Here is a 24,349-nt window from a genome sequence, read left to right as displayed (position 1 = left end):
CGGGGCGGTCGCGTCCTTCGAGTGCGGGGTCAGACCGGCGGGGCGATGAAGCAGCCGCGGTCCGCGTCGTTGAAGGACTCCTTGGTGACCAGCTCGTTCATGGGGTTGGCGGTGCCCCACTGGTCGGTGACCTCGGGCCGGGAGAAGTCGTAGACGTGCGGGTGCCAGGTGTCCTCGTCGAGGAGTTCCAGTTCGGTCGTGTACTCGACGGTGTTGCCGTGCGGGTCCAGGAAGTAGGTGAAGGTGTTGTCGCCCGCCATGTGCCGGCCCGGACCCCAGACCTTCTTGAAGCCGGCGCGGATCACCCGGCCGGAGCCGCGCATGTACTCGTCGATGCCGCGCATCTCGAAGGAGACGTGGTGCAGGGAGGTGTGCGGGCCCTTGGCGATGGCCATGGAGTGGTGCTGGTTGCTGATCCGCATGAAGTGCATGACGTCGCCGATGTGGGGATGGCCGAGCGTGTCGGTCAGGCGGAAGCCCAGGTGGGTCTCGTACCACTGACGGGTCCTGTCGAGGTCCGGTGAGTTCAGGACGACGTGCGACAGCTTGACCGGGATCGACTCCTTCTCCTCGATCCTGCGGTGCTGCCGTACCGCGACGTCCGCCGAGACCTCGACGGTGCGGCCGTCGACGTCGAAGAAGCGGAACCCGTAGCCGCCGCCGGGGGTGTCGACCCTGCCCGGCTGGGAGACCAGCCGTACGCCTGCGGCGAGGAGGCGGCCGGCGAGGGTGTCGACGTCCTCGGAGCTCGCGGCCCCGTAGGAGACCAGGTCGAGGCGCTTCTCCTCGGCCTTGCGCAGCCGGACGACGTACTGCTCCGGGCTGCCCTCGGCGGCCAGGAAGGAGATCCCGGAGTCCTCCGCGACCTTGGTCAGGCCCCAGACACCGGCGTAGAAGTCGAGCTGCTTGTCGTAGTCGGGCACGGCGAGGTCGACGTGCCGCAGGTGGGTGAGCAGACGGTCACTCATCGTGGGGTTCCTTCCCGGTCGAGGCCGAGGTCAAGGTCGAGGTTGGGGTTGAGGTTGGGGTTGAGGTCGAGCAGGGCGGCCGCGTTGCCGCCTCGTACCGCGTGGAAGTCGTCGTCGGGCAGGTCCGCCGCGCGCAGTGCGGCCAGCGGGTCCTCGGTGCCCATGTCGAACGGGAAGTCTGAGCCGAGCAGGACCCGCTGCGGTCCGGCGGCGCGCAGCAGCTCCCGCAGCACGTCCGCGTCGTGGACGAGGGAGTCGAAGTACAGCTGCTTCAGGTAGCTGCTCGGTTCCCGGGCGCAGTCCCGCGCGTCCGGGCGGACGCGCCAGGCGTGGTCGGAGCGGCCGAGGTGGGTGGGGAGGTAGCCGCCGCCGTGCGCCGCGATCAGCCTCAGCCGCGGGTGGCGATCAAGGACGCCGGAGAAGATGAGGTGGGAGAGGGCGACGGCGTTCTCGGTGGGCTGGCCGACGGTGTTGGACAGGTACCACCGGTCCAGTCGTTCGTCCAGGGTGCAGCCGAACGGGTGCAGGAAGACGAGGGCTCCCGTCTCCTCCGCCCGGGACCAGAAGGGCCCGTACGCGGGGTCCGACAGCTCGTGGCAGGGGGCGTGTGAGGAGATCTCCACGCCCTTCAGTCCCTGGTCGAGTGCGTGGTCGAGCAGCCGCACGGTGAGGGCGGGGTGCTGGAGGGGCACCAGACCGAGGCCGTGCAACCGGTCGGGGGCCTTCGCGCAGTGCGCGGCGGTGCCCTCGTTGGCCAGCCGGCATATCCGTGACGCGAGCGGGGGCTCGGCCCAGTAGTGGTAGTGCGACGGGGACGGGCTGATCAACTGGATGTCCACGCCCTGCGCGTCCATCGCCGCCAGGCGTGCGGCGGCCTCCGTCAGCCTGGGCGCGCGGGTCCCGACCATCGGACCGTTCACGGCCAGGGCCGCCGGGCCGTTGCGGCGGGCGTCGAGTTCCCGGGCCTCGGCGAGTCCGGGGTGACCGGCTACGGCCGCCTCGACCTCCGGGAGCAGGAAGTGGGCGTGGACGTCGATCGTCGGCAGGGAGGACGCCGGGGACGCGGAGGACGGGGAAGACGGGGAGGACGGGGTGTCGGTCACGGGAGTTCCTTGAGGAGGTTCATGGTGCGGCCGACCAGGCCGGCCATGTCGGCGTCGCGCACGCCGTCCAGCTGCCACCGGCCGATCTGCACGGACGCCTCGACGACGGTGCGTACCCGTGGGACGCGGCGGTCGTAGTACGCTTGGAGCAGTTCGTCGTCCCAGTCCCGGCCGCCGCCGAGCAGCTCGGCCAGGACGAGGGCGTCCTCCAGGGACATCGCCGCGCCCTGGGCCAGGGTGGGCGGGCAGCAGTGGGCGGCGTCACCGATCAGCACGACGCGGCCGCGGTGCCAGGAGCCCTCCACCAGCAGGCGGTCGAACCAGGTGTAGTGGACCTGCTTCGGGTCGGTGATGTGCTCGGTGATCTCCGGCCACACGCCTCCGTATCCGCGCGCCAGGCGGCGCATCTCGTCGGCGTAGGCGGCCGGGTCGATGGCGGCGCGGTCGCGGCACGCCTCGACGACGTAGGCGTAGATCGTGCTCTCACTGGTGGGGCAGTAGCCGGCGATGTAGGCGGGGCCGCCGTAGGTCAGGTCGGTGCGTGTCACGCTCGCGGGCCGTGGGGCGGCGCTGCGCCAGATGGCCATGCCGGTGGGTTCCGGCTTGTCGGTGATCCCGATCGCGGCGCGGGTGGCCGAGTTGAGGCCGTCGGCGGCGATCACCAGGTCGTAGCGGCCGGTGGTGCCGTCGCTGAAGCGCACGGAGACGCCGTCGGCGTCCTGGTCCAGGGTCTCGGCGGTGGTGCCCAGACGCACGCCGGCGCCGGAGGCGCGGACCGCGTCGATGAGGATCTGCTGCAGCCGGGGGCGCTGCATGCCGACGGTGGCCGGCAGGTCCTCCCCGCCCGTCCTGATGTCCTCGGCGACGAACAGGACGGTGCCGTCCGGCGCGGTCACCCCGAGCGAGCCGAAGGCGTAGCCGGAGGCCGACACCTCGTCCCACACGCCGAGTTCGCGCAGGACCCGCAGGGCGTTGCCCTGGAGGGTGATGCCGGAGCCGGTGGTGGCGTTCCAGTCGGGTCTGGCCTCGATCAGGTCGACGGCGATCCCGGCGCGGCGCAGCAGGACGGTGACCGCGTTGCCCGAGGCGCCCCCGCCGACGACCAGGACGGCGGGGGTCCTCCGGGTCGTCCGGGGCTGAGGAAGAGTGCGGCTGTCAGCCATGTCGGGGGGACCTCCCGGGGTTGGGCCGCGCGGCTTCGGGCGGCTGGGGCGCGGCTCGCCCGCCAAGGACGCGGGCCAGGAGTGGGGACGGGGGTGGGGCGAGGGCAGGGACGGGGGTACACAGGCCGGCGAGGCCGGTTACCTGACCGGGCGGCCCGAGCAGGTTGCTCGGCGGCTCACTTGACCGCGATCGGGTTGACGGGTGAGCCGACGGCGCCGGTGATGGGCAGGGGCGCCGCGGTGAGCCAGAACTCGTAGACGCCGTCGGCCGCGCAGTCGGCGGCGAGCGCGTCGAGGTCCCACATCTCGCCGATGAGCAGGCCCAGGTGCGGGATGGCGACCTGGTGCAGCGGCTGGAAGGCGTGGTCGAACTCGTTGGGCCGTACCTCGAAGCCCCAGGTGTCGGTGGCGATCGCGGCGATCTCGGTGCGGTGCAGCCAGCCTGCGGTGGTGAAGGACAGCCCGGGCGAGTCGCCGCCCGCGTAGTCGCCCCAGCCGTCGCGGCGTGCTCGGGCGAGCCGTCCGGTGCGCACGGTGACGAGGTCGCCGCGCCGGACCGCCACACCGTGCGCCTCGGCGGTCGCCGTCAGGTGCTCCTCGGTGATGGCGAACCCGTCGGGCAACTCTCCGCCGGTGCCGACCACTTGGCCCACGTCCAGCAGCACGCCGCGGCCCGCGACGTACGGCGCCATGTGTTCGATGCCGGTGACGAGGTCGCCGTCGGAGGTGACGGTGCGGGCCGCGTCCCGGCCGTTCCAGGCTCTGCCGTGGTCGAAGATGTGCCCGAGCCCGTCCCACTGGGTCGAGCACTGCAGGGGCATCGCGATCACGTCGTCGGCGCCTCCGATGCCGTGCGGGAAGCCCTGGTTGCCGAGGGCCGCGTCGGTACCGGTGTCCAGCATGGTGTGCACCGGGTTGGTGCGCCGGCGCCAGCCCTTCTGCGGGCCGTCCATGTCGAAGGCCTGCGACAGCGAGAAGCTCACGCCCCGCCGTACCAGTGCGGCTCCCTCGCGCCGCTTGGCCTCGTCCAGGAAGTTGAGGGTGCCGAGCACGTCGTCCGCGCCCCAACGCCCCCAGTTCGAGAACGCCTTGGCGGCCTCGGCGATCGCGCCCTCGGGGTCGTGGCGGTCCGGGCTCATGCCGACGCCTCCGCCACACAGCGGGTGCGCTGCACGCCCAGACCGGTGATGGTCCCCTCCATGACGTCGCCCTCCCGCAGCAGCCGGCCCCAGTGCAGGCCGTTGCCCGCCGGGCTGCCCGTCAGCATCAGGTCGCCCGGCAGGAGCCGGGCCGTCTGCGAGATGTAGGACACCAGGCGTGCCACGCCGAAGAGCATGTCCTTGGTGGACTCGTCCTGCATCGTCTCGCCGTTGAGTTTCAGGGTGACCCGCAGGTCGCCCGGGTCCGCGACCGACTCGGCCGGGACGAGCCACGGGCCGAGCGGCGTGAAACCGGGCGCGTTCTTGCAGCGCAGCCAGTCCGTGCCGATCGCCTTCATGTCCCGCCGGAAGACGGTGGCCCGGTCGGTGAGGTCGTTGGCGATCGTGTAGCCGGCCACGTGGTCCAAGGCCTCCTCGGCCGGGACCCGATAGGCCGCCCTGCCGATGACGGCCGCCAACTCCAGTTCCCAGTCCGGCTGTTCGGCCCACGACGGCAGTTCGACGTCGTCGTAGGGGCCCGTGACCGTGCTGGGCAGGCCGATGAAGACGTACGGCAGGTCCTCGGCGGCCCGCCGGTCCATCACCGCGGCGATCTCCGCGCGTGCCTCCTCGGCCGTGCGCGGGTCGTCGGAGGAGCGGTGGGCGACCTCCAGGTCGATCACGTGCTGCCGGTAGTTGGCTCCGGACTGGAAGATCTGGCGCGGCTGCAGCGGGGCGTGCGCCCGGAGGTTCTCCAGGGGCTGCCAGTCGAGGGCGTCCTCGTCCACCAGGGCGTGCAGGGCGGGGAGGGATTCCTCCCAGCGCTCCACCACGGCCCGCATCTCGGACGGTGCCCAGGCGAGCGTCCGGGCGAGGTCGAGCACGCGGCCCTTCGCCAGGATGCCGGGGAACGGCTGTCCGTCCGGAAGCGAGAACGTGCCGAGTGCGAACGGGCCGAGCGGGTCGGAGCCGAGCGCGTCGGGGCCGGCAGGTTGCACGGGTGTTGCCATCAGATGTCCTCCTGCTGGGATGCGGTCTACTCTGGCCCCGATCCGTCAATCACGGAAATCAATCCTGTGAATGTGCCTCATCCATGGTGTGGATGGCTTTCCCCTGCGTTGGGTGGTGCCCGGTGAACCTCTCCCGACTCGATCTCAATCTGGTCCTCGCCCTGCGCGCGCTCCTTGAGGAGCGCAACGTGACCCGGGCCGGCGAACGCGTCGGACTGAGCCAGCCCGCGATGAGCGCTGCGCTGGCCCGGCTGCGCCGTCATTTCGACGACGAACTGCTCGCCCGCACCGGCAACGCCTACGAGCTGACCCCGCTCGGGGTCGCCCTGCGCGACCGCAGTGCCACCGCCTGCGATCTGCTGGAGCGCGTCTTCGCCAGCCAGGCGGACTTCGATCCGGCCGCCGAGGTCCGCGAGTTCACCCTGCTCGCCTCGGACTACGGCGCGGCCGTCTTCGGTGCCGCGCTCGCCCGTACCCTGCACCACGAGGCGCCCGGTATCCGGCTCACCTTCCAGCACCCGGCACCCTCCGTCCAGGAGAACACCGCCACGCTTCTGAGCACCGTCGACGGCCTCCTGATGCCGCACGGCGTCATCGACGGCTTCCCCGCCGTCGACCTGTACACGGACCGCTGGCTGTGCATGGTCGCCGACGACCACCCGGAGGTCGGTGACGCACTCACCCTCGACCAACTGGCGGGTCTGCCGTGGGTCGTCTACCAGCGTCCCTACGACGCCCCGGTCGCGCGCCAGCTGAGCATGCTCGGGATCAGCCCCCGGGTGGAGGTCTCGGTGCAGACCTTCCAGCTGCTGCCGCACATGGTCGAGGGCACCCGGCGGGTCGCGATGATCCAGGACCGCCTGGCCCGCAGAGCGGTTCTCGCCGCCGGGGTACGCGTCCTGCCCTGCCCGTTCGAGTCGGTACCGGTCCGGGAGGCGATGTGGTGGCATCCCGTGCACGCCCAGGACGCGGCCCACATCTGGCTGCGCCGCAAGGCCGCCGAGGTGGGCGCGACCCTGACGGGCGGATGAGCCGGGTCACCCGCGCACACCGCGCCGACGAATGACCGGTGAACGGCGGCCGGTCGGCGGTGACTTGCGGCTGGTGACCGGCAGGGCACCGACCAGGAACGGGATGCCTCGCGCTCCCGGCCCGCCGGCTTGCTTTCACGGTCTCAGACCAGTTGCTCCGGCAGCGGGCGGGGATCCACGGCGCCCGCGCGGCGGCGGGCCGCCCACAGCCATGCCGCGCCGGCCGCGGCGGCCAGCCCCAGCACGCCCACCGCGCCCGCGAGGCTGCCGACCGCCGACTCCCCCGCGAGCAGCACGAGCGGGCAGACGAACTCACCTCCGAAGAAGGCCGCCATCCACAGTCCCGTGCCACGGCCGCGGTCCTCGAACGCGAGCCGGGACATGGCGCTCGTCAGGAGCGCGGGCAGCAGCATGCCGGTGCCCACGCAGTTGACGACCGCGCCGACGACCAGCAGCGGAGCGTTGCCCGCAAGGGACATCAGCCCGAAACCGAGCGCGCCGAGGCCGAGAGCGACGGGCAGCACCGGGCCGGGAGAGCGCTTGAGGCGGGTGAAGGTGACCGCCCCGCCCACGGTGGCGGCGCTGGCGACCGCGCTCGCCAGGCCGATCACTCCGGAGTTCGTCACCCCGAGGTCGTCGAGCAGGTACGACATCTCGACCGGCACGGTGTAGAAGACGACCGCCCCGAAGAAGGTGAGGGCGCAGATGCCGCCCATCTGCCGCCAGGGGAAGGGGCGTCGCATCCCGGCGGCCGAAGACTCCGCAGCCGAGGACTCCGCGACCGAAGACTCCACGGCCGAAGACTCGGCGTTCGGAGTCGCGGCGGCCGAATTCCCGGCGGCCGTCGCTCCAGCCGCCGGGTTGGCCAGGGAAACGGCCATCAGGGGGGCGAGGACCAGGCTCACGGCGTAGATCCAGAAGGGTGCCCGCCAGCCCGCCGATCCGGCGGCGCCGCCGAGCACGAAGAAGACGGTGGCCGACGCGGACGCGCACATCGTCTGCAGGGCGAGGTACTTCACCCGCCGGGCGCCGCTGTAGTAGTCGCCGATCAAGGTGGTGCAGCATGTCATGATCACGGCCTCGGTGACCCCCACGAGGGCGCGGCCGGCGATGACGGCTCCCAGCGAATCCAGCCAGAGCGGGGCGGTGCCGAACACGGCGTACAGCAAAGTGGCCGCGATCAGCAGGCGTTTGCGGCCCACCCGGTCCACCAGCACGCCGGCGAAGGGTGCCAGCAGGGCCAGCGAGAGGGCCGGAACGGTCAGGGCGAGGGGGACCAGCGCCTTGGCTCCGGGCACCGACGCGAAGTGGTCCTGCATCTTCGGGAGCACCGGGGCGATCAGCACGGCCCCCAGGATCGGCAGGCAGCTGCCGGCCATCAGCAGGGTCACGCGCAGTACGTGGGCGGGGCCCGAGACGGTGACAGACGAGCGGGGGATGTCGTCGATCGCGATCGAGGAGGGAGAAGGAGAGGAAGAGGGACCGGAACCGGGCAGCGGAACGGAACCAGGCATGGCGACTCCAGGGACGGTGTGAGGGAGTGGGCATACCGTCCACGGGCGCCTGTGGCGCGCAGCATGCCGCGGACGGCCGCACGTCGGCGGCTGGTCCGGACAGCGGCGTGCGGGTAGGGACGACTATGGGCGTTCGCCAGGCCCGCTCGCCATCCCGCACGCGATCCGAATCGCGTATCCGGCTCATCCACGCCGTGGATGAGCCGCGCGTACGGCCACCGCCGCACAGGCGGCGAACTACGCCACCTCCGGGTACGCGCCCAAGCCGGTGGTGAACTACAAACTCCTCCCCCAGCACGTCAACCGCGCTCGCCGTCTCGTGAGCCCGTAGGTCGCACTCGAAGGGTTGATCTCGGCCACATCCGAGCGTATAAATAAGCAACTTTCTTTCTTACAGGCCGGGCAGGCCTGTCTCACAGGCCGTCTATGGCGAGATGAGGGCACCGTGACCCGCCGTTATCCAGCAGGTCCGCAGCGGTTGTTGCGTTCGCTCAACGGCCGTGCCGTCCTGGAGGCGATCGACGAGGCGGGGCCCGTCACGACCACCGATCTGGCGGGCCGGATCCCGCTCTCCCGGCCGACGGTCGCCGCCGCGGTCGGCCTGCTCCTGGAGCGCGGGGTCATCACCGAGGTCGGCCCGGCGACCGGCCGCAAGGGTCCGGCGCCGGCGCAGTACGGGGTGAACGCCGACTGCGCCTTCGCGATCGGTGTGGACGTCGGGCACCGCAGGATCCGTGCCGCGGTCGCCGACGTCACGGGCCGGGTGCGGGCGCGTGCCGAGTCCGAGCAGCACGGGGACCGGGGCACCGAGGCGTTCGTCGGGCAGATCCTGGACATGTGCGTGGACCTGGCCGGGCAGGTCGGGCGGGAGCTGGGCGAGATCACCCAGGTCGTCGCCGGACTGCCGGCCGCGGTCGGTCCCGACGGACGGCAGCTGTCGTACACCACCGGGCTGCCCGACGCGGGGAGCGGGCTGGGCGAGGCGCTGGGGCGGGCGATCCCCGTCCCGTTGGTCCTGGAGAACGACGTGAATCTCGCGGCGCTGGCCGAGCGCACCCACGGTCTCGGCACCGAGACCGACGACTTCGTCCTGGTCAGCCTGGGCGTGGGGCTCGGTCTCGGGCTGGTGGTGGACGGCAGGGTCCGGCGGGGCGCCACGGGTGTCGCGGGTGAGGCCGGGTATCTGCCGAGCGACCGCATGATCGCGCCGGTGGGGCAGCGCCGGGATCCCGTCCAGGAACACCTGGGCGCCCGCCACATCAGCGCCGAGGCCCGCCGGCTGGGCCTGCCGGGCGACGGCAGCCCGCTCACCGTCTTCGGACTCGCGCGCGCCGGCGACCCCGGCGCGCTGGAGATCGTGGAGGACACCGCCCGCAGCGTCGCCTACGTGGTGGCCTGTGTCGTACCCCTGATCGACCCGGCGCTGATCGTGCTGGGCGGCGCCATCGGGGCCAACGGGGATCTGCTGCTCGAACCCGTCGCCCGCCATCTGGCCGATTTCAGTACGTTCCGGCCGCCCATCGTCGCCTCCGGGCTCGGCCAGGACGCCGTGCTCACCGGAGCGACCACCATGTCGGCGGAGCTGGCCCGCGAGGCCGCCTTCGCCGCCGCCACCACCCCGGTCCCCCAGGGCGAGCCCTCGGCTCTGTCCTGAGAGACACCGCGGCGACGCCGTCTTGCCGGACAGCGCCGCCGCTCAGGGTCGGCGGGCATTGCCGTGCCCGCCGACCGACGACCGATCCGTCACCCAGGGAATCCCGTCTCCGAGGAAGGACGATCAGTGTTCAAACCTATCACCGGGCCTGTCACCGGGGTCGTGTCCGTCACGGCCGCCGGAGTGCTGCTGCTGGCCGGCTGCACGTCCACCGGGCCCTCGTCGTCAGAACCCGACACCGCCATCTCCGCGGGCGCCTCGCACCAGCCCACCACCGTCACCGTCTGGACCTTCAACCACCTTCCCAACGAGGTGGCCGCGTTCAAGGCGACCCTGAACCGGCTGCACACCAAGTACCCGTGGCTGACCGTGAAGTTCGTGCCGAACAAGGACGACGCCGCCTATGCCAAGGCGGTCGCCGCGGGTGATCCGCCCGACGTCTTCATCAGCTCCGCGCCCGACAACGTGGCGAAGTTCTGTTACAACGGCACGGTCGCCGACATCGGCCCCTACCTCACCTCCGCGAAGATCGACACGGCGAAGACCTTCCCGGCCGCGACCCTCGCCTACACCCGCTACCAGGGCAAGCAGTGCGCGCTGCCGCTGCTGACCGATGCCTTCGCGCTCTACTACAACAAGCAGATGTTCAAGGCGGCCGGTATCACCAAGGCGCCCACCACCCTCGCCGAACTCACCGCCGACGCGAAGAAGCTGACCGTCAAGAACGCGGACGGCTCGATCAAGACCTACGGCTTCGTGCCGCGCTCCGACTACGACGTCAACCGGTACCTGTTCACCGGCGCGCACAGCGGGACCGAGTTCTACGGCAAGGACGGGAAGACCACCTTCGCCTCCGACGCCAAGTGGCAGCAACTGCTGGCCTGGGACAAGGAGTTGATCGGCTACTACGGCGAGGCGAACGTCCAGAAGTTCGTGGGCCGTTACCAGCCGCACGCCGACGACGCCGGCAACCCGCTGCTGACCGGGGCCGCGGCCATGGAGTACGACGGCGAGTGGCACGTCGGCGAGATCGCCTCGGAGAAGAAGGACTTCGACTACGGCGTGGTGCCGATGCCGGTCCTGGACGGCTCGTCGGGCACGTACGGTGCGGGCAGCACGCTCGGCACGGTCGCCTACCTGTCCGCCGGTTCGCAGCACAAGCAGGAGTCGTTCTTCGCGCTCCAGCAGCTCACCACCGACACGACGTTCCTCAACACCCTCGCGGACACGGTCTACAACATCCCGACCACGTTCGCCGCGCTCAAGGCCTGGGACAAGCGGAACGACCCGCACTGGAAGCCGTTCGTCGACGTCTTCGAGAACAAGAACTCCACCTACAAGACGCTCACCCCGGCCGGCATCGAGGACATGGACACCTGGCGGGCGTTCCTCCTCGACTACGAGCAAGGCAAGGTGGGCAGCGCCGCGAGCGGTCTCGCCGGGGTCGGGAAGAAGATCGACGACCTCAACTCCGAGAGCGGGCAGTAGAGATGACGACCACTCTCGCCCCCGTCGGCGAGGCCCCGGGCGGCGCACGCACGCGCGCCGCCCGGGGCGGGCGGCGGCGCGCGAGCGGGGCCCGCTGGTGGGTCGTACTGGCCTTCCTGTCCCCGTTCGTCGTCGGGTTCTGCGTCTTCGTGCTCTACCCGGTGGCCGCCACGCTCTACTACTCGCTCACCGACTTCCAGGCCGGCTCCTACCGCCCGGTGCAGTTCGTCGGACTGCGCAACTACCGCGCCCTGTTCACCCAGTCCGACACCTTCTGGGTGGCCGTGCGCAACACCCTGTGGATGGTCGTCGTCATGGTGCCGCTGCGCACCGTCTGGGCCATGTTCACCGCCTGGGTGATCATCCGGGTCAAGCGCGGCCGGGCCGTCTACCGCACGCTGTTCTTCCTGCCGTCGATGGTGCCCGTGGTGGCCGCCGCCCTGTCGTTCATCGTGCTGCTCAACCCGGTCGGCCCGCTCAACCGGATGCTGGGCTGGGTGGGCATCGACGGTCCGGGCTGGTTCTCCGACCCGGCCTGGTCGAAGCCGAGCCTCGTCCTGATGGCGCTGTGGGCGAGCGGCAACGTCATGGTTATCTTCTCCGCCGCCATGCTCGACGTACCGCGCGAGCTGTACGAGGCCGCCGAACTCGACGGCGCGGGCACCTTGCAGAAGTTCCGCAGTGTCACCCTCCCGGCGATCTCCCCGGTGATCTTCTTCGCGCTGCTCACCGGGATGATCTACACCTTCCAGTACTTCACCGAGGCGTTCGTCGCCTCCAGTTCGGCGAACGCCACCTCGTCCAGCAACGATCTGATCGGCTACCCCGCCAACTCGCTGCTGTTCTACTCGACCGAGCTGTACCGGCAGGGCTTCGCGTACTTCAAGACCGGCTACGCCTCGGCCATGGCCTGGCTGCTGTTCCTCGTCATCTTCGCGGCGACCGTGGTCTTCATCCGCGCCTCGCGCCGTTTCGTGCACTACTCGGGCGGTGGCCGATGAGCACTGTTCCCCTGACGAAGCCGCGTGCCGGGCGCCGCGCGCTGTACCTGCTCGCCGAGCACGCGCCCGCCGTCGCCGTCGCGCTCTGCTTCCTCCTCCCGCTGACGATCGGCGTGCTCACCGCGTTCATGACCCAGCACCAGGCCGGCACGGGCTCGCTGTGGCCCTCGCCCTGGGAGTTCGGCAACTTCGGCGAGGTCTTCAGGGCCATGCCGTTCGGCCGCGACCTGCTCAACACCATGCTCTACGCCGGGCTGTCCACCGTCGGCGTGGTCGTCTCCTCGGTGCCGGTGGCCTACGCGCTGGCCCGGCTGAGGTGGCGCGGCCGGGAGGCGGTCTTCCTGGTCGTGCTCGCCGCGATGATGATCCCGGCCCAGGTCACCAGCCTGCCGCTGTACGTCATGTACGCGCACGCCGGCTGGATCGGCACGCTCAAGCCGCTCATCGTGCCCTCGTTCTTCGGCGACGCGTTCAGCATCTTCCTGCTGCGCCAGTTCTTCCTGACGATCCCGGACGAGTTCACCGAGGCGGCCCGGGTGGACGGTGCGGGCGAACTGCGCATCCTGTGGCGGGTGCTGATCCCGATGGCCCGCCCGGCGATCGCCGCGGTCGGCCTGTTCGCCTTCCTCTACGCCTGGAACGACTTCTACAACCCCCTGCTCTACACGGGCAACAGCGACACCGGCCAGACCCTCGCGGTGGCCCTCAGTCAGCTCGCCAAGAACGGGCACCAGAACGCCTACCAGCTCCAGATGGCGGCCTCGCTGATGTTCCTGCTGCCGGTCCTGGTGCTGTTCTTCCTGGCGCAGAAGGTCTTCGTCGAGGGCATCGCGCTGACCGGCGTCAAGGGCTGAGCCCTCCGGGGCCGACCTACCGGGGCCGAGCCGCCCCCACATCTCCCACAGGAGTCACGAGTGAAGATCACCGTTGTCGGCGGTGGCAGTACCTACACGCCCGAACTCATCGAGGGCTTCGCCCGGCGCGCCGACGTGCTGCCGGTCGACGAACTCGTCCTGCACGACATCGACGCCGGACGCCTCACCGTCATCGGCGGCCTGGCCCGCCGGATCCTCGCCCGCCAGGGCTTCCCCGGCCGGCTGTCCACGACGACCGACCTCGCCGAGGCGGTCGACGGGGCCGCCGCGGTCCTGATCCAGCTGCGGGTGGGCGGGCAGGCGGCCCGGCTGGTCGACGAGACCCTCCCGAACCGGTTCGGCCTGCTCGGCCAGGAGACCACCGGCCCCGGCGGCTTCGCCAAGGCCCTGCGCACGGTCCCGGTGGTGCTCGACATCGCGGAGGAGGTGCGGCGCCGGGCCCTGCCCGGTGCCTGGATCGTCGACTTCACCAACCCGGTCGGCATCGTCACCCGGGCCCTGCTCGACGCGGGTCATCGCGCGGTCGGCCTGTGCAACGTGGCGATCAAGTTCCAGCGGCAGCTCGCCGCCCGGCTCGGCACCGCCCCCGGCCGGGTCAGGCTCGGCCACGCGGGCCTCAACCACCTGTCCTGGATCCGCTCGGTCACCGTCGACGGCGTGGACCGCCTGCCGGAGCTGCTGAGCGGTCCCGCCCTCGACCAACTCGCCGCGGAACTCCGCATCCCCGCCGGGGCCCTGCGCGACCTCGGCGCCATCCCCTCCTACTACCTCCACTACTTCTACTGCACGGACCAGGAGATCCGTGCCCAGCGGGCGGGCGGCCACCGGGCCGAGCGGGTCCTCGCCATCGAGCAGGAACTGCTCACCCTCTACGCGGACCCCGCCCTCGACCACAAGCCCGACCTGCTGGAGCAGCGGGGCGGGGCCTACTACAGCGAGGCCGCGGCCGCGCTGGTCACCAGCCTGCTCACCGGCGACGGCGCCCACCACTACGTCAACGTCCGCAACGACGGCCTGGTGGCCGGCCTGCCGGACGAGGCCGTGGTCGAGGTGGCCGCCGACGTCGACACCGACGGGCCGCGTCCGGTGCCCGTGCCGCCGTTGCCTCCGGAGATGCTCGGGCTGGTCCAGGCGGTCACCGCGTACGAGACGCTCGCGATCGAGGCGGCCCTGACCGGGGACCGTACGGTGGCCCGCAGGGCGCTGGTGGCCAATCCGCTGGTACGCGAATGGGGCCTCGCCGCCGAGCTCCTCGACGCCCTGCTGGAGGCCAACCGCGGCCACCTGCCCCGGTTCTCCGCGAGCGAGGCCGCCGATGCCTGAGCTGGTGGTGGGCGTCGACGGCGGGAACTCCAAGACCGACCTCGTCCTCGCCGACACCGAGGGCCGGCTGCTGTCCTGGGTACGCGGGGCGGGGACCCGCCCGCACACCGAGGGCATGGAGATCACCACCGAACGGCTCGCCCGCCTCGGCCGGCACGCGCTCGCGCAGGCGGGCCTGCCCGCCACGACCCCGGTCCGGGTCGGCGCGTACTTCCTCGCGAACGTCGACCGCCGGGCCCAGGAGCGCCTCGCTCTGCGGCAGTTGACCGCGCTGGGCGCGGCGGACCAGGTCCTGGTCCGCAACGACACCCTGGCCGTGCTGCGGGCCGGGGCGCCGGACGGCTGGGGGGTGGCGGTGGTGTCCGGCGCCGGTATCAACGCGGCTGCCGTCCATCCGGGCGGCCGTTCGGCCCGCTTCCTCTCCCTCGGTGACATCACCGGGGACTGGGGCGGCGGGCTGGCGGTGGCCCGGGCCGGCCTGGGCGCCGCGGTGCGCGCGGGCGACGGACGGGGGCCGGCCACCCGGCTGCGCCAGGAGCTGCCGGCGCCGTTCGGCCTGGACAGCGTGGAGGCCGTCGCGCTGGCCGTGAGCGCCGGTGAGATCGAGGTGACCGCACTGCACGGCCTGGCGCCTCTGGTCTTCGCGACCGCCGAGAGCGGTGACGCCGTGGCGCGGGGCATCGTGGAACGCCTCGGCGACGAGATCGTCGCCATGGTCACCGCGCTGCTCCGCCGCCTGCGCCTGCTGCGCACCCCGACCCCGGTGGTCCTGGGCGGCGGCACCCTGCAGAACGACCGGCTGCTGCTCCGGGACCACATCGGCGCCCGTCTCGCGGTCGAGGCACCGCTGGCCCGACCGCGGGTCCTCGACGTGGCCCCGGTCGCGGGCGCGGTGGCGCAGGCCCTGGTGACCGCGGACGCCCCCGCCGACGCGCAGGACCGCCTCCGCAAGACGCTCGCCGCCCGACGACCACCGTCCGTCCGCGTCGACTGACGCCGCGCATCACGATCCCCTGCCGGAAACGGCCCCCGCCCTGCCATGGAGCCGGGCGGGACAGTGCGCGCAGGGGCTGAGCCGACGACCCCCGCGGAAGCCGGCCGCCCCTCGGCCGGTGGTCCGAGGGGGTCGAGGCAGGGCCCTGCTGGAACGGGATCCCGATCAGCAAGTCCGCCGGCTGATGGACAGCACCAGGCCACGGAGCTCTGGGCGAGAGCCATCGTCCTTCCGCCGCGCGCCCGTTGCCGTCCGCCGAACACGCCCGTCGCCGAGGCCGGGCTCAGCGGGACCCTGCACGGAGCCCCACTCCGCTGGTGCCCTCGTGGCGTGGCGTGGCGTGGCGTGGCGTGGCGTGGCGGTGTCGGCGTTTCGGCCATTTCCGGCCCGGAGCTGCCGCAAGCCAGACCAAGGGCCACGGGCCGGCCGGGGTTCCGCGCGCAGGCAACTACGGGGTTCCCAGCACGACCGAATGACGTGTGTTCGATATCGCTGCCGTGTCGTTGGACTTCACGACTCTGCCGCTGCGACCGTCATAGGGGGAACGATGACCTCGGACATCACACAGGATCAGACGCCACAACCGCCGAACGGCAGCTCGCGGGACGACGACGCTCAGGAGGCCGGTGTTCGAGAGGAGGAATACCTCTACCGCGACGAGTCACGACTCCGGGCCGGGTCTCTGCTGACCTCCCGCACCATGGCCCGGCGGCTGCCCTCGCTCGTACGGCGCTCGGTGCGGATGGCCTGGCGGGTGGACCGCGGCGCCACCGTCGGGCTGCTGGTGTGCCAGATCGCAACGGGCGTCCTCGCGGCCCTCGGCCTGCTGGCCGTCACGGGCACGATCACCGCGCTGATCTCGTCGGGCGACATCACCGACCGGCTGCGGGACGCCGCTCCGCAACTGGCCGTCATCGCGGCGGCCACCGGTCTGCGTGCGCTGCTCGGCATCGCCGTGGTCTGGCTGACCGGTCGGCTGCGCCCGGTGCTCGGCCGGGCGGCGGAGCTGACGATGGTGGAGGCCGCGCTGGGCGCGGAAATGGCCGCGAACAACAAGCCCGGCTACAACGACGCCTACGACATCGCCGACCGCGGCGCCCAGGCCACGCCCGATCTCGTGGAGGAAGCACAGGACGTACTCGCGGCGACCGCGACGCTCGCGGCCGGCGCGGCCGTGCTGACCGTGCTGCACCCGCTGCTCCTTCCCCTGCTCTTCCTCGCGTGTCTGCCGCAGGCCGCCGCCTACGTCCGTTCCGCACGCGTGATCTACCTCGCCGCGCTGGAGACCTCCGGGCGGCGCCGGATGCTGGGCAAGCTGCGCTGGCACATGGCCTACATGGAGTCCAGCGAGGAGATGCGTGCCTGCCTCGCCGGCCCCTTCCTGATCGGCCGGTACCGGAAGCTGGCCGCCTCGGTCAACGCGGCCGAACGCAAGGCGGCGAACACGGGCGCCTCGATGGGCCTGGCCGGCGCGGTCGCCGGCGGGGTCGCCTCGGCCGCGGTGTGGGCGGCCCTGCTGTGGCTCCTGGCCTCCGGCCGGATGAGCCTTGCGGCCGGAGGCGGCGCCGTCTTCGCTCTCCAGACCGCGACCACTTCGGTGCGCGGCATCATCAACGGCGGGGCCCGCCTGGTGCGCACCGGCTGGTACGTGCAGGACTGGCAGAACTTCCTCGACAACGCCCACGGCCAGGCGATGACCGACTCGCGCGGGCCCGCGGCCCTGACCGCGGCCCCGGAGCGCTTCGAGGTCCGCGACGTCACCTACCGCTACGACGGCGCCCCCAAGGACAGCCTGAGCGGCGTCTCCCTCCACGTGCGGCGCGGCGAGATCGTGGCGTTGGTCGGGGAGAACGGCTCCGGCAAGACAACGCTCTCCCGTCTCCTGTGCGGTCTGCTGCTGCCCACCGAGGGGGACGTGGCCTGGGACCACGCGTCCACGGCGGACCTGGACCCCTGGCGGTCGTGGGAGCACGTCGTGGTGGTCCCGCAGAAGTTCACCTACCTGCCGCTGACGATGCGGGACAACATCACTTTCGGGCAGGGCGACACCAGCGACGCGGCCCTGCTCGCCGCGTGCGAGGCGTCCGGCGCGGCGGAAATGCTGCCGGGCCTCCGCTCCGGCCTGAACACCCTTCTGACCAGCGAGTGGTTCGGCGGGCAGCAGCTCTCCGGCGGGCAGTGGCAGCGCCTGGTCCTGACCCGGGCCTTCCACCGGCGGGCGGCGCTGCTGGTGATGGACGAGCCCACGGCGGCGCTCGACGCCCGTGCGGAGCACCGGATCTTCTCCGGACTGCGGGAACTGGCCAAGGACCGCGCGGTCCTGCTGATCACCCACCGGCTGACCAATGTGGCCGTCGCCGACCGGATCGTGGTCCTGGACGAGGGCCGGATCGTCCAGGAGGGCAGCTACGCCCAACTGACCCGGGAGCCGGGGCTCTTCCAGTCCTTGTGGGAACTGCAACGCCGGATGAGCACCGGCACCGCCTGACCACCGCGCCCCGGCCCGCGCCGTACACTCTCCGCTCGCGCCGTAGCGGGCAGGACATCCCCCCTCATCTGCCGTCCGGGGAAGGCGGGGGTGGGATCGAAGGAGGCTGCAACGGCTCGGGGCCGAGGGGGGTTTCGGCGGGGAGGCGCCAGGCCTGGATCAGTTGGCCCAGTCGGCGGGCCGGTGTCTCGCTGGGGATGAACAGGACCACCGCGACCAGGACCAGGGCGCCTGCCAGGAGCGCTCCGGTCGTCCACGCGGACAGGCCGCCTCCGGCCATGCCCATCGCGACGGCGGCCGCCGCGCCCAGTACGCCGCCGATCCGGGCCGCGGTGCTCACGATCGCCGTTCCCGACGGGCCGGACGGCGCAGTGTCCAGGACAGCCTGGGCGTCCCGAGCAGGACTCGGAGCGTGAAGCGGGTGCGGGTGCGGCGGGTGGGGAGGGCGGCCAGTTCGGCGTGCCATTCCTCGCGCCACCGTGCGCGCGTCGGGGTGGGAAGCAGCAGGGTCAGCACGGCCAGCATGCGGGTGGTGACCGCGAACGCGGTGGAGGTGGGCCGGAGAACGGCCGAGGAGAGGTCGTGCAGTTCACGACTCACGTCGGTCAGGCCTGCCGCGCGCGCCAACGGCGCGAGCACTTCGAAGGTTTCACGGGCGACGAGGTAGCGCCTGGTCGGGGCGACGAAGGCGATGGTGCGCATGTTGTGCAACCGGTCGGCGAGGCGGATGGCCAGGACGGCCTCCTCACGTGTCGGCGTGAGCGCCCGCGGCCTCGTGGTGCCGAAGCGGAGGGCGGTGAGTGGGATCGCGCCGAGCTTGGCGGTGCGGACGGCCGAGATCAGATCGGCGGTCTCCTGCCCGAAGTGCTCGGCGACGCGGCCCGGCGGGCAGGCGGTGTCGTCGATGTCGTGCAGCACGGCGGCGCAGATCACGGCCGGCGGCATGCCGGTATCGGCGACGATGGCGGCGACGGCCAGGCAGTGGGTGAGGAACGGGTCGCCGCTGCGGCGGGTCTGGCCCGCGTGCCAGACGGCGGCCTCATCGTGGGCATGGCGGATGAGCGAGGTGTCGGCGTCCGGGTGGTGCCTGCGTACGGCGGTCAGGATGCCGTCCAGGGACGGGGCGGTGGAGCGGCGCCTGAGTGGTCGGGGTCCCAATCGGCGCCGGGCCGTCATGACACTCCCCCGTCGGCGGCCGGGCGGGCGGCCCACCCCGGCAGGGGCTGCTTGCGGGTCCGGTAGGCGCGGGCGAGGGCGTCGCGCGCGCGCTCGGCACCGTCCTCGGTGATCCGGTAGAAGCGACGGCGCGGACGGCCGGCTTCCTCGTGTACGGCGGGGTCTTCCCAGGTGCTCTCCACCCAGCCGACCTGTTCCAGCCGGGCGAGGATCGGATAGATCGTGCCCGACGGCAGTCCCGCCAGCTGACAGAGCTCAAGGCCGTAGCGTTCCTTGGCGGGATCTTCCAGCAAGGCCCGCAGCACCAGCTGGGTCTGCAGGGTCATACGCAAATTACCCATATCCCGTACTCTACATAGGCTATATATGAGCTGTCTAGGTCTGGCGCATGTCGCGCCCGATGGCGGGCCCGCACCGCACCGCCTCCTCCGTATTGAATGAAGCATTCAACATCCTTAACATCATCAGGTGGCTTCATTCATCAACCTCAGATGCGCGGCCGCCCTGTTGCTGGCCGTCGGACTCGCGGCCCCGGCGGCACCCGCCGCGGCCGAACCGTCTCGGTCCGCCCCCCACCAGGTCTGGCCGACCCCACAGAGCATGCACACCGGACCGGGCCGGATCCCCGTCCCCGACCGGGTCGTCGAGGTCGTCGGCCCCGGCACCGATCCATCGGCCCGGAAGGTCGTCGAGGCGGCGCTCAAGGCCGCCGGCGCCGACCGTGTCACGACTGTCGACGCCGGTGACCGGCCGCCGGCCGCCGCGCTGACCGTCTATGTCGGCGGTCCCGGCGAGAACGGCGCCACCGCCGGGGCGCTGAAGGGGCTCAAGGCCGGCTCCCCCGCGGGTCTCGCCTCCGGCGGCTACGTCCTCGCCTCCGGCCGCAGCCGGGGCCGGGCCCTCCTCGCGCTCTCCGGCGTCGACACCACCGGCACCTTCTACGCGGCCCAGACCCTGCGCCAACTCCTCGACGGCACGCGCGCGTTGCCGGTGACCACCGTCCGGGACTGGCCCAGCGCCGCGCTGCGCGGGGTCGTCGAGGGCTTCTACGGAACCCCCTGGACCCACGCCGAGCGGCTCAGCCTGCTCGACTTCTACGGCCGGACGAAGCAGAACGTGTACGTCTACTCCCCCAAGGACGACGACTATCTGCGCGCCCGGTGGCGGGACGAGTACCCGCCGGCCGCGCTGGCCCGGTTGCGGGAACTGGTCGACCGGGCCACCGCCGACCACGTCCGCTTCACCTACGCGCTCTCCCCCGGCCTGTCGGTCTGCTACTCCTCCGACGCCGACGTCAAGGCGCTGACCGCGAAGTTCGACTCGCTGTACGCGATCGGCGTCCGCTCCTTCGCGGTCCCGCTGGACGACATCAGCTACACGCGCTGGAACTGCGCCGAGGACGAGAAGGAGTTCGGCACGGGCGGCGGTGCGGCCGGTGCCGCGCAGGCACGCCTGCTGAACACCGCGTGGCAGGAGTTCTCCGCCGGGCACACCGGGCTCCAGCCCCTGGAGATGGTCCCCACCGAGTACTCCGACCTCGCCGACTCCCCGTACAAGAAGGCGCTGCGGGAGCGGCTGGACCCGTCGGTGGTCGTGGAGTGGACCGGCGTCGGCGTCATCGCGCCCACCATCACAACGGACCAGGTGAAGCAGGCCCGCGAGGTGTACGGCCACCCGATCCTGGTCTGGGACAACTACCCGGTGAACGACTACGTGACCAGCCGCCTTCTGCTCGGCCCCTACACGGGCCGCGAGGCGGGCGTCGCCACGGAGGCGGCCGGCGTCACCGCGAACCCGATGGTCCAGGGAGAGGCGAGCCGGCTGGCCCTGTTCACCTCGGCCGACTACCTCTGGAACCCGGCCGCCTACAACCCGCGCCAGGCCTTCCTCGCGTCCGTCCGCGACCTCGGCGGGCCGGGGGCCGCCCCATGGCTGCGGATCTTCGCCGAGAACAACTACTCCTCCCAGCTGGACGCTACCGAGTCACCGACGCTCTCCGGGCTGATCGCCGCCTTCCGCACGGCGTACGAGAAGGACAGCGGTCTCGACCGGGCCGCGGCCGCGCTCAAGGGCTACTTCGCCGACATGGCCGCCACCCCCGCCCAGTTGCGCGCCCGTCTCGATAACCCCGGGTTCCTGGACGAGACGTCGGCCTGGCTGGACAAGCTCGGCAGGTACGGCGGCGCGGGCGAGACGGCCGTGGACCTGCTGTTGGCGAACAAGGCCGGGGACACGGACGCGGTGTCGGCGTACTGGACCCGGCTGCGGACCGAACGGAAGGAGCTGGACGCCGTCCCGCAGCAGGTCTCGCCGGGCGTGATGGACCAGTTCCTCTACACGACGATGCTGGAGACCGCCCCCGACCCCGGAGTCGACGCCTCCTTCTCCCCGTCGTCCCTGTCGCTGCGGCCCGGCGCCTCGCGGACCGTGACGCTCGAACTCTCCGACGAGCGCTCGACCGTGGACAAGACCGTCGACTGGCGGCTCGACGTGCCCGACGGAGTCACCGCGTCTCCCGCCGAGGGGACCGTGACCGTCCCCGCCGGGGGCAGCGTCTCGGCTACCGTCACCCTGACCGGCGGCACGCAGGGCGTGCACGCGGTCGTCGCCGGGGGCACCGGCGTGCTCTCCCGGGCACTCCCCGTCCAGGTCACGGACGGCTCCGGGGACTACCGTGCCCTGACGGCCGACTTCAGTGGCGCTTCGGTCAGTTCGATCGACCTCGGCACCGGGACCACGACGGACATCGCGGTCGGCGACAATCCCGGCGAGGTCGTGGTGAGCGCCGACGGCCGGACCGCGTACGCCGCCGACCAGGGCTCGGACACGGTCAGCGTGATCGACGTGGCCAAGGGCACGGTCACCGCCACGGTCGCCGTGGGCAGGGTCCCCGCCGGCCTCGCGCTCACCCCGGACGGCAGCACCCTGTGGGTGGCCGACTACAGCGACGGCACCGTGCGGTCGATCGACACGAGCACCCTGAAGACGGGCACGCCGATCACCGTCGGCTCCGGCCCCGAGAACATGGCGGTCACCCCGGACGGCAGGACCCTCTACGTGGCGAACATCCACGACAACACGGTCACCCCCGTCGACCTCGCGACGCGGAAGGCGGGCACGGCGATCCCCGTGGGCCCCGGCCCCTTCAACGTGGTCGCCGCACCCGACAGCGGAACGGTGTACGTCTCCGACTCCGGCGGCTCGACGGTCACCCCGATCGACACCGCGACGAACGAGCCCGAACCGACCCTCCTGGTCTCCGGCCAGGCCTACGGCCTCGCTCTCTCCCCGGACGGCCGCACCCTCTGGGTCAGCCCCAGCAACGGTGACCACGTCACTCCGGTGGACACGGTGACGGGCGCCCCCGGCACCAGGGTCACGGTGGGCCGGTCGGCCTTCGACGTGGCGCTGAACTGGAACGGCACCACGGCGTACGTCACCACGGCGGACGCAAACGCGCTGGTGCCGGTCGACACGGCGACCGGCACCACCGGGTCACCGCTGACCACGGGCGCATATCCCCTGGCAGTGGCCCTCACTCCCGTGCCCGTGCCGTAGGGACCACCCGACGGGTCGGCGGAGCCGCAGCGATCTGCGGCTCCGCCGGCTTCCCCGCGACCCCTCAGCTGGCGGTGCGCCGAATCCGCCCCGCGTACTTCTTCTCCAGCTCCAGATTCCCCTCGAAACCGCCGGGGACATTCGCCGACACGTAGACCGGCGGCCGCTCGCCCGCGGCAAGCAGCAGCCCCGACGCCTCGGCGACGGCCATCTGCACCAGCGTCACCCCGGTCAGCGTGGACAGCGCGGACACCGCTCCACCACCCGGCAGTTCCAGCAGCGCGTCGCCCACCGGCGCCGCGTTGTCCAGCACCACGTCGGCCAGATCGACGAGCTTCTTCCCGCTCGCGTGGCCCGCGGGAACCGCGCGGGTGTGCGTGAGCGAGGTGATCGCGAGGATCCGGTGCCCCTGCTCCTTGGCATGCAGGGCCATCTCCACGATGACGTTGTTGACTCCGGAGTTGGAGACGATCACGAACAGGTCCTCGGCATGCGGCGCGGCCAGGTCGTAAAGACGCGCGGCGATCCCCGGCGCACGCTCCAGCAGCGGGTCGTCGAGGACGCTCGGATCGTCACCGCCGAAGAGGACGAGGTCGGCCATCTGGAGCCGGTTGGTCGGCACCAGCCCACCGGCGCGGCCGGCGACTTCTAGAACCATCGCCTGGGAGTGCCCGGTACCGAACGCCTGGATCACGCCGTCTCCGCGCACGCAGTCGACGATGAGTTCGGCGGCGCGGCGGACATCGCCCCGCGCGGACTCGGTGACGTGGCGGAGGACGGCCAGGCTCCGCTCGGCGAAGCCCTGGGCGCTGACTGACTCGACGGACACGCTTCACTCCCTCTTGATGGCTTGAACCACCATGAAGCCAGAGATAGATGAATCAATAAACCATACCACGGTCCTGGTATTCAATAAGTGGACAGAAGGGTGGCTGATACCTTCTCTGCATGCCTGCGACGGACGTCACCACACTGATCCGCACCGAGCTGCCCCGGCTGGCCGGTTCCCTGCGGAAGGTCGGCGAGCTGATCCTGGAGGATCCGGCCGCCGTCACCCACTGCTCGGCCGCCGAGCTCGGCCGCCGCACCGGCACCTCCCAGGCCACGGTGACCCGGTTCTGCCGGGCCATAGGGCTCGAGTCCTACCAGCACCTGCTGATCGAACTGGCCCAGGAACGCGGGCGCAGCGAGGTCTCCGACTGGGGCAGCGCCGAGATCGGCCCGGACATCTCACCCGACGACGGCCTGGAGCGGGTCGTGCAGGTCGTCGGCAACGCCGATCTGCGCGCGGTGCAGCAGACCATCGACCGGATCGACCTCGACGCCGTGGAGCGCACCGCCCAGGCGATGGCCCGGGCCCGCCGGATCGACGTGTACGGCGTCGGCGGCAGCGGCGCGGTGGCCCAGGAGACCGAGACCCGGCTGTTCCGGATCGGCTGCTCGGTGCGCGGCTGGTCCGAGGTGCACGGCGCCGCCACCTCCGCCGCCCTGCTCACCCCGGCCGACCTCGCCATCGGCATCTCGCACTCGGGGGCCACCCGGGAGACGATCGAGCCGCTCGAGCTGGCCAGCGAGCGGGGCGCGACCACCGTGGCGATCACCTCGGACCCGCGCTCGCCGCTGGCCCGGGTCGCCGACATCCGGCTCATCTCGGCCTCGCCCGCGGAGACCGGCTTCCCCGGGCGCACCGGCAGCATCGGCGGCCGGCACTCCGTGCTGGTCCTTCTCGACTGCCTCTACGTGCGGGTCGCGCAGCTCACCTACCAGCGCGCCAGCGCCTCCCTGGCCCTGACCGACCACATCACGCCACAGCACGCGCTGAAGAGCCGCCGGGGCCGGTGAGCACGGCGCGAAATGTGTGAAT

At 71.8% G+C, this 24,349-nt stretch carries 20 protein-coding genes; 10 read left to right on the top strand and 10 right to left on the bottom strand.

The genetic code is table 11. From position 1 onward, the window contains the following. Nucleotides 1-29 precede the first annotated feature (29 nt). The 5 genes from ACGF5O_RS28085 to ACGF5O_RS28065 form a co-directional block, all read right to left on the bottom strand. Complete coding sequence (locus tag ACGF5O_RS28085) at nucleotides 30-968, bottom strand: VOC family protein (RefSeq protein WP_393812651.1); 939 nt, start codon at nucleotides 966-968, stop codon at nucleotides 30-32. Next, nucleotides 965-2,071: an amidohydrolase family protein gene (locus tag ACGF5O_RS28080; RefSeq protein WP_393812650.1), complete on the bottom strand. Its 1,107-nt coding sequence runs from the start codon at nucleotides 2,069-2,071 to the stop codon at nucleotides 965-967. The genes ACGF5O_RS28085 and ACGF5O_RS28080 overlap by 4 nt, the downstream gene beginning before the upstream one ends. Further along, nucleotides 2,068-3,234: an FAD-dependent oxidoreductase gene (locus ACGF5O_RS28075; RefSeq protein WP_393812649.1), complete on the bottom strand. Its 1,167-nt coding sequence runs from the start codon at nucleotides 3,232-3,234 to the stop codon at nucleotides 2,068-2,070. The genes ACGF5O_RS28080 and ACGF5O_RS28075 overlap by 4 nt, the downstream gene beginning before the upstream one ends. Before the next feature lie 176 nt (nucleotides 3,235-3,410). Continuing rightward, on the bottom strand, nucleotides 3,411-4,373 hold the full coding sequence (locus ACGF5O_RS28070) for a cyclase family protein (protein WP_393812648.1): 963 nt from the start codon (nucleotides 4,371-4,373) through the stop codon (nucleotides 3,411-3,413). Beyond that, a complete protein-coding gene (locus ACGF5O_RS28065) occupies nucleotides 4,370-5,383 on the bottom strand; it encodes a fumarylacetoacetate hydrolase family protein (protein WP_393812647.1) in 1,014 nt (337 codons plus the stop codon). The genes ACGF5O_RS28070 and ACGF5O_RS28065 overlap by 4 nt, the downstream gene beginning before the upstream one ends. A gap of 122 nt (nucleotides 5,384-5,505) precedes the next feature. Here ACGF5O_RS28065 and ACGF5O_RS28060 point away from each other — a divergent pair, with 122 nt between their 5' ends. Continuing rightward, on the top strand, nucleotides 5,506-6,414 hold the full coding sequence (locus ACGF5O_RS28060; RefSeq protein ID WP_393812646.1) for a LysR family transcriptional regulator: 909 nt from the start codon (nucleotides 5,506-5,508) through the stop codon (nucleotides 6,412-6,414). Nucleotides 6,415-6,557: 143 nt separating this feature from the next. Here the strand turns inward: ACGF5O_RS28060 and ACGF5O_RS28055 are convergent, their stop codons facing one another. Then, complete coding sequence (locus ACGF5O_RS28055; protein WP_393812645.1) at nucleotides 6,558-7,928, bottom strand: MFS transporter; 1,371 nt, start codon at nucleotides 7,926-7,928, stop codon at nucleotides 6,558-6,560. Nucleotides 7,929-8,373: 445 nt separating this feature from the next. Here ACGF5O_RS28055 and ACGF5O_RS28050 point away from each other — a divergent pair, with 445 nt between their 5' ends. The 7 genes from ACGF5O_RS28050 to ACGF5O_RS28020 all read left to right on the top strand — a co-directional run bounded on the left by ACGF5O_RS28050 (nucleotide 8,374) and on the right by ACGF5O_RS28020 (nucleotide 17,751). After that, on the top strand, nucleotides 8,374-9,582 hold the full coding sequence (locus ACGF5O_RS28050) for an ROK family transcriptional regulator (protein WP_393812644.1): 1,209 nt from the start codon (nucleotides 8,374-8,376) through the stop codon (nucleotides 9,580-9,582). Nucleotides 9,583-9,708: 126 nt separating this feature from the next. Then, complete coding sequence (locus ACGF5O_RS28045) at nucleotides 9,709-11,070, top strand: ABC transporter substrate-binding protein (protein ID WP_393812643.1); 1,362 nt, start codon at nucleotides 9,709-9,711, stop codon at nucleotides 11,068-11,070. 2 nt (nucleotides 11,071-11,072) lie between these two features. Continuing rightward, the gene (locus ACGF5O_RS28040; protein WP_393812642.1) at nucleotides 11,073-12,071 is read left to right on the top strand and encodes a carbohydrate ABC transporter permease; all 999 of its coding nucleotides are present in this window, start codon (nucleotides 11,073-11,075) and stop codon (nucleotides 12,069-12,071) included. Next, on the top strand, nucleotides 12,068-12,925 hold the full coding sequence (locus ACGF5O_RS28035) for a carbohydrate ABC transporter permease (RefSeq protein ID WP_393812641.1): 858 nt from the start codon (nucleotides 12,068-12,070) through the stop codon (nucleotides 12,923-12,925). Before ACGF5O_RS28040 ends, ACGF5O_RS28035 begins: the two co-directional genes overlap by 4 nt. 60 nt (nucleotides 12,926-12,985) lie before the next feature. Next, on the top strand, nucleotides 12,986-14,269 hold the full coding sequence (locus tag ACGF5O_RS28030; protein WP_393812640.1) for a 6-phospho-beta-glucosidase: 1,284 nt from the start codon (nucleotides 12,986-12,988) through the stop codon (nucleotides 14,267-14,269). Then, nucleotides 14,262-15,263, top strand: a complete 1,002-nt coding sequence (locus tag ACGF5O_RS28025) for an N-acetylglucosamine kinase (protein WP_393812639.1) — start codon at nucleotides 14,262-14,264, stop codon at nucleotides 15,261-15,263. The genes ACGF5O_RS28030 and ACGF5O_RS28025 overlap by 8 nt, the downstream gene beginning before the upstream one ends. 547 nt (nucleotides 15,264-15,810) lie before the next feature. Further along, nucleotides 15,811-17,751 carry an ATP-binding cassette domain-containing protein gene (locus ACGF5O_RS28020; RefSeq protein ID WP_393812638.1) on the top strand — a complete coding sequence of 647 codons (1,941 nt, stop codon included), beginning with the start codon at nucleotides 15,811-15,813 and terminating at the stop codon, nucleotides 17,749-17,751. A gap of 64 nt (nucleotides 17,752-17,815) precedes the next feature. On the opposite strand, the gene ACGF5O_RS28015 is transcribed toward ACGF5O_RS28020, so the two are convergent. Genes ACGF5O_RS28015 through ACGF5O_RS28005 form a run of 3 tightly spaced genes read right to left on the bottom strand, consistent with a single transcriptional unit; the run spans nucleotide 17,816 to nucleotide 19,268 of the window. Next, nucleotides 17,816-18,091 (bottom strand): hypothetical protein, encoded by a 276-nt coding sequence (locus tag ACGF5O_RS28015; protein ID WP_393812637.1) that lies wholly within the window; start codon nucleotides 18,089-18,091, stop codon nucleotides 17,816-17,818. After that, nucleotides 18,088-18,909 carry an HD domain-containing protein gene (locus ACGF5O_RS28010; RefSeq protein ID WP_393812636.1) on the bottom strand — a complete coding sequence of 274 codons (822 nt, stop codon included), beginning with the start codon at nucleotides 18,907-18,909 and terminating at the stop codon, nucleotides 18,088-18,090. The genes ACGF5O_RS28015 and ACGF5O_RS28010 overlap by 4 nt, the downstream gene beginning before the upstream one ends. Nucleotides 18,910-18,923: 14 nt before the next feature. Continuing rightward, nucleotides 18,924-19,268 carry a PadR family transcriptional regulator gene (locus tag ACGF5O_RS28005; RefSeq protein WP_393812635.1) on the bottom strand — a complete coding sequence of 115 codons (345 nt, stop codon included), beginning with the start codon at nucleotides 19,266-19,268 and terminating at the stop codon, nucleotides 18,924-18,926. 127 nt (nucleotides 19,269-19,395) lie between these two features. Here ACGF5O_RS28005 and ACGF5O_RS28000 point away from each other — a divergent pair, with 127 nt between their 5' ends. Continuing rightward, complete coding sequence (locus ACGF5O_RS28000) at nucleotides 19,396-22,485, top strand: beta-N-acetylglucosaminidase domain-containing protein (protein ID WP_393812634.1); 3,090 nt, start codon at nucleotides 19,396-19,398, stop codon at nucleotides 22,483-22,485. A gap of 64 nt (nucleotides 22,486-22,549) precedes the next feature. Here ACGF5O_RS28000 and ACGF5O_RS27995 read toward each other — a convergent pair whose 3' ends face one another. Next, on the bottom strand, nucleotides 22,550-23,314 hold the full coding sequence (locus tag ACGF5O_RS27995) for a sugar isomerase domain-containing protein (protein WP_393812633.1): 765 nt from the start codon (nucleotides 23,312-23,314) through the stop codon (nucleotides 22,550-22,552). Nucleotides 23,315-23,433: 119 nt separating this feature from the next. On the opposite strand from ACGF5O_RS27995, the gene ACGF5O_RS27990 reads away from it, so the two are divergent. Continuing rightward, nucleotides 23,434-24,327: a MurR/RpiR family transcriptional regulator gene (locus ACGF5O_RS27990; RefSeq protein WP_393812632.1), complete on the top strand. Its 894-nt coding sequence runs from the start codon at nucleotides 23,434-23,436 to the stop codon at nucleotides 24,325-24,327. Nucleotides 24,328-24,349: the final 22 nt, after the last annotated feature.

It is taken from the genome of Streptomyces sp. NPDC048291, assembly GCF_043201715.1.
Lineage (GTDB): Bacteria > Actinomycetota > Actinomycetes > Streptomycetales > Streptomycetaceae > Streptomyces.
Note: the sequence above shows the minus strand (reverse complement) of the source record. Positions and strands in the feature narration are given on the sequence as shown.